At 67.1% G+C, this 4,947-nt stretch carries 4 protein-coding genes; all 4 read left to right on the top strand.

Annotated elements, in window-relative coordinates; genetic code table 11:
• The first annotated feature begins 35 nt into the window (after window positions 1-35).
• Window positions 36-875 (top strand): DUF6005 family protein, encoded by an 840-nt coding sequence (locus ACLJK8_RS22015; RefSeq protein WP_413152573.1) that lies wholly within the window; start codon window positions 36-38, stop codon window positions 873-875.
• Between the two features lie 230 nt (window positions 876-1,105).
• Window positions 1,106-2,212, top strand: a complete 1,107-nt coding sequence (gene hppD / locus ACLJK8_RS22010; RefSeq protein ID WP_413152572.1) for a 4-hydroxyphenylpyruvate dioxygenase — start codon at window positions 1,106-1,108, stop codon at window positions 2,210-2,212.
• 465 nt (window positions 2,213-2,677) lie between these two features.
• On the top strand, window positions 2,678-4,075 hold the full coding sequence (locus tag ACLJK8_RS22005) for a sodium-dependent transporter (protein WP_413152571.1): 1,398 nt from the start codon (window positions 2,678-2,680) through the stop codon (window positions 4,073-4,075).
• Window positions 4,076-4,169: 94 nt separating this feature from the next.
• A partial coding sequence (locus ACLJK8_RS22000; RefSeq protein WP_413152570.1) for a Glu/Leu/Phe/Val dehydrogenase dimerization domain-containing protein occupies window positions 4,170-4,947 on the top strand: 778 nt, incomplete at its 3' end.

The following is a 4,947-nucleotide window of genomic DNA, read 5'->3' as shown; positions in this document are numbered from 1 at the left end:
CTGATCGAGCGGCACGGACACCGCTCCCCAGCCCAATTCCGACGCGACCAGATGGACACGATCCCGCTGGCCGCGTAAGCGCAATCAGGTGTCTCAGGATCCGGGGGCGGTACACCACCAAGGGCGCGAGCGAGCGCGTGATGGTGATGCTCGATCTCTTTCACCTGCCGGAACGCGAGAACAAGTTCAACCAGAACCCCTTCCCGCACTACGTGATGATCGAACCGACCCGGGACCCGGAGCGCTGGCTGATGCTCGACCCGGATTTCCGCTGGGAAGGGGAGCTGCCGCGCGATCTGATTCTGAACGCCATCGCGCAGCCGAGCGTCGCAGGCGGCTATCGCTACGATGCGAGTTGCGCCCGGCCGCCCGAAGACGCGGCGCTCCGCGAGGTGTTTCTGGCCGGGTTCCGGCCGGACGCGAATCCGCTGACCGAGGCCACGCGGGGTCTGGTCGCGGCGCATCTCGCCCCGGGGGCGCCCTGGCCGCCGGCGGCGCTGGAGCGCGAATTGAGCGAACTGCCGGTCCTCGCGATCCGCAAATACGCCTATGAACACGCCTTCGCCTTCTTCTGGCGCGCGCTCGGTTTCTCCTTCGAGGAGTTCGACGGCTGGTGCGACGAGGTCGAGGCGCTGAACCAGGGCTTTCGCGGGCTGCATTACGCGGCGGTGAAGCTCGCCCGGGGTGGTGATCGCGTCGGTGATCGGGCCGAGGCGGCGGCGGTTCTGGCGCAGCTCGACGCGCTCGACGCGCTGGAATTCCGGGTGAAGGCGGCGCTCGGCGGTTACTTCGACCGCTGGTGCGCGTTCAGCTTCCCCGGGTCCGGACCGATCGCGGCGTCCCCTGGCGGGGCGAACGCATTCGGCGCCGAATAGCGCGGAACGCCCGCGCCGGGTGGCGAATCCCCTTCGCGGCAAGGGCGCGGGGTTGAGCCGCGACGGCGTGCCGATCATCGCCCAGCCAAAACAGCCGCGCACGCTTCATGCACGGGACCGTCGTTCGATGACCGACTCGTGCATGGCCGGCTTCCCGGCACCTCACTTTGCACGGTTTTCGCGGCGATACCGCGAGATAATCCGGCCAAGCAAAGAGGAGGAGATTCGCCATGGGCCCGTTCCCGCACAACGCCCCCAAAGCCACGATCAGCAATGCCAACCCGGCCGGCACCGACGGGTTCGAATTCGTCGAATTCGCTCATCCCGAGCCGGAGAAGCTCGACGCGCTGTTCCGGCGGATGGGCTTCACGCCCGTCGCCAAGCACAGGACGAAGAACATCACGCTCTACCGCCAGGGCGACGTCAACTATCTCCTGAACGCCGAACCGGGCAGCCACGGCGCCGCCTTCATCGACGCGCACGGCCCCTGCGCTCCCGGCATGGCCTGGCGGGTGGTCGACGCCCAGCATGCGCTGAAGCGCGCGGTCGACCTCGGCGCGGAGGAATACACCGGCGACGGCAAGGCGCTCGACGTGCCGGCGGTCTACGGCATCGGCGGCTCGCTGCTCTATTTCGTCGACACCTATGGCGACGCAGGCAGCTGCTATTCCGCCGATTACGAATGGCTCGGCGAGGAAAACCCGAAGCCCGCGGGCGTGGGATTCTACTACCTCGACCACCTGACCCATAACGTGATCCGCGGCAACATGGACACCTGGTACAAGTTCTACCACGACACGTTCAACTTCCGCGAGATCAAGTACTTCGACATCAAGGGCAAGCAGACCGGCCTCACCAGCCGCGCGCTGACCTCGCCGGATGGCAAGATCCGCATCCCGATCAACGAAAGCGCCGACGAGAATTCGCAGATCGAGGAATATCTGAAGGAATACAAGGGCGAAGGCATCCAGCATATCGCCGTCGCGACCGAGGATATCTACGCCTCCACCGACGCGATCGCGGCGAAGGGGCTCGAATTCATGCCCGCGCCGCCGGACACCTATTACGAGATGTCGCATCGCCGGGTGAAGGGTCATGAGGAGCCGCTCGACCGGATGCGGAAGAACGGCATCCTGATCGATGGCGAGGGCGTCGTCGGCGGCGGCGAGACCCGCATCCTGCTGCAGGTCTTCTCCAAGACCGTCATCGGCCCGATCTTCTTCGAGTTCATCCAGCGCAAGGGCGACGACGGCTTCGGCGAAGGCAACTTCCGCGCGCTCTTCGAGTCGATCGAGGAAGACCAGGTCCGCCGCGGCGTCCTGAAACCCGCCGTCTGACGGGATCGGGAAGCCGACGGCATCGGAGGACGGGAACGCGCCCGCGCCCCGAGGGGCAGGGCGAAGTGACATCGAGAGAAACTGNCTTCGAGTCGATCGAGGAAGACCAGGTCCGCCGCGGCGTCCTGAAACCCGCCGTCTGACGGGATCGGGAAGCCGACGGCATCGGAGGACGGGAACGCGCCCGCGCCCCGAGGGGCAGGGCGAAGTGACATCGAGAGAAACTGACGCACGCCGGAGGCGATCTCTGGCGGGCGTCAGTTGTCGCGACCATCACCCCCTGATCCACGCAGCCGCCCGCGCGTCCCCCGTTCCCGACGAGAGCGGGCGTTCCGATACCGTCACCCCGATTGCCAATCCGAACATGCCGGGCCAGAGCAAGGTCCGCGTCCACCCCCAACAGCAGAACCAGCGTCCGCCCGTCCCAGCAACGGACCCATGCGGATGCTCCCCCGGAGGATAGACATGACAATGACCACCGACGCGGCCGCCGCGCAGGGCGAGGCGGCTGGCAAGCCGGTCTGGAGCTCGCAACTCGGTTTCATCCTGGCGGCCGCCGGATCGGCCGTGGGCCTCGGGAATATCTGGAAATTCCCATACATGACCGGTGAGAACGGCGGCGGCGCCTTCGTGCTGGTCTATCTCGGCTGTATCGCGCTCGTCGGCATTCCCGCGCTGATGACCGAGATGCTGGTGGGCCGCCGGGGCGGGCATTCCCCGATCCAGAGCGTCCGCGACGTGGTGGCCGAGGCCCGCGCGCCGCGCGCCTGGGGCTGGATCGGCATCATCTCGACGCTCGCGGCCTTCCTGACGCTCGCCTTCTATTCCGTCGTCGCCGGCTGGGCGATGCCCTTCGTCGGCCATTCGATCGCCGGTTTCGACGCCGCGGACCCGGAGGCGGTGCAGGCGCTGTTCCCGAATCTTCTGGCCGCGCCCGACCAGCTTCTGATGTGGCACACGGTCTTCATGGTGATGACGATCTTCATCTCGGCGCGGGGCATCAACCGCGGCATCGAAGCGGCGGTCAAGGTGATGATGCCGACGCTGGTGCTGATCCTCATGCTCCTGATCGGCTACAGCGCGGTCATGAACATGGACAGCCTGCGTCAGGCGGTCGTCTTCCTGTTCCGGCCCAACTTCGGCGCGCTGACCACGGAAAGCACGCTCTCCGCGCTCGGCCATGCGTTCTTCACGCTGAGCCTCGCCTCGGGATCGATGCTGGCCTACGGCTCCTACCTGTCGAAATCGACGCCGATCGTGCGCACCGCCGTGACCGTCGCCGCCGTCGATACCGCCGTGGCGCTGATGGCCGGGCTCGCGATCTTCCCGCTGGTCTTCCAGTACGGGATGGAACCGGCGGCGGGACCGGGTCTCGTCTTCGCGACGCTGCCGCTCGCCTTCGCGCAGATGCCGGGTGGCGACATCCTCGGGCCGGTCTTCTTCATACTGCTCGTCATCGCGGCCTGGACCTCGTCGCTCTCGATGATCGAATCCGTGGTCGAATGGCTGCAGGAGAAGGGCATCGGCCGCACCGCCTCCGCCATCCTCGCCGGCGGCGCCGCCTGGGCGCTCGGCATCCTCTGCCTCCTGTCGCTGAACGTGATGTCCGGTTTCGCGCCGCTGTCGTTCATCCCGGCGCTGGAAGACAAGGGGATGATGGACGCGCTCGACTATATCGTGACCAACGTGCTCATGCCGCTCGGCGCGCTCGCGCTCGCCATCTTCGTCGGCTACATCATGCCCAAGGACGCGCTCCGCGACGAGCTTTCCACCAGCGCCCGTGCCTTCGGCATCGTCCGCGGCATGATCCGCACGATCACGCCGATCGGCATCCTGGTCATCTTCCTGACCAACCTGATCTGACCCTTCCGACACTTCACCATATTCGCGCCGCCAGAGGGTGGCGCGATCCCCCAACCCGGCGCGGTCCGCGCGCTGGCAACAGAGAGAGCTTGCCATGAAAACCCGTCTTCAGGACTATGAGAACACCCCGCCCCGGATCGTCTTCGAATGGCACGATTCCGAGACCGAGGCCCGCGGCTGGGCCGTGCTGAACTCGCTGCGCGGCGGCGCGGCCGGCGGCGGCACCCGGATGCGCAAGGGGCTCGACCTCAACGAGGTCGTGTCGCTCGCCAAGACGATGGAGATCAAGTTCACCGTCTCGGGCCCCGCGATCGGCGGCGCCAAGTCGGGCATCGACTTCGACCCGGCCGACCCGCGCAAGGAAGGCGTCCTGCGCCCCTGGTTCGCCGCCGTCACCCCGCTCCTGCGCAGCTACTACGGCACCGGCGGCGACATGAACGTCGACGAGGTGCACGAGGTCATCCCCTATACCGAGGCCTCCGGACTCTGGCATCCGCAGGAAGGCATCGTGAACGGCCATTTCCGCCCCGATGACCGCGGCCGCATCCAGAAGGTCGGCCAGCTCCGGCTCGGCGTGTCCAAGGTCGTCGAGGATGCGACCTACGCCCCCGCGAAGGCGGCCAAGCTCGTCGTCGCCGATCTCATCACCGGTTTCGGCGTGGCCGAGGCGGTCCGGCACTTCTACGAGATCTACGGCGGCGCACCCGCCGGCAAGCGCGCGATCATCCAGGGCTGGGGCAATGTCGGCGCCGCCGCCGCGCTCTATCTCGCCCGCGCCGGCGTCAGGATCGTCGGCGTCATCGACCGCGCCGGCGGGGTGCTGAACCCCGAGGGCTACCCCCTCGAAGAAATCGAGCAGCTTTTCGCGGCCA

Source organism: Amaricoccus sp. W119 (assembly GCF_047275745.1).
Lineage (GTDB): Bacteria > Pseudomonadota > Alphaproteobacteria > Rhodobacterales > Rhodobacteraceae > Amaricoccus.
Note: the sequence above shows the minus strand (reverse complement) of the source record. Positions and strands in the feature narration are given on the sequence as shown.

What these genes read in the sequence shown, in the direction of transcription:
- hppD (WP_413152572.1), top strand. Translation starts at nt 1,106, where the DNA reads ATGGGCCCGTTCCCGCACAACGCCCCCAAAGCCACGATCAGCAATGCC.
- ACLJK8_RS22005 (WP_413152571.1), top strand. Translation starts at nt 2,678, where the DNA reads ATGACAATGACCACCGACGCGGCCGCCGCGCAGGGCGAGGCGGCTGGC.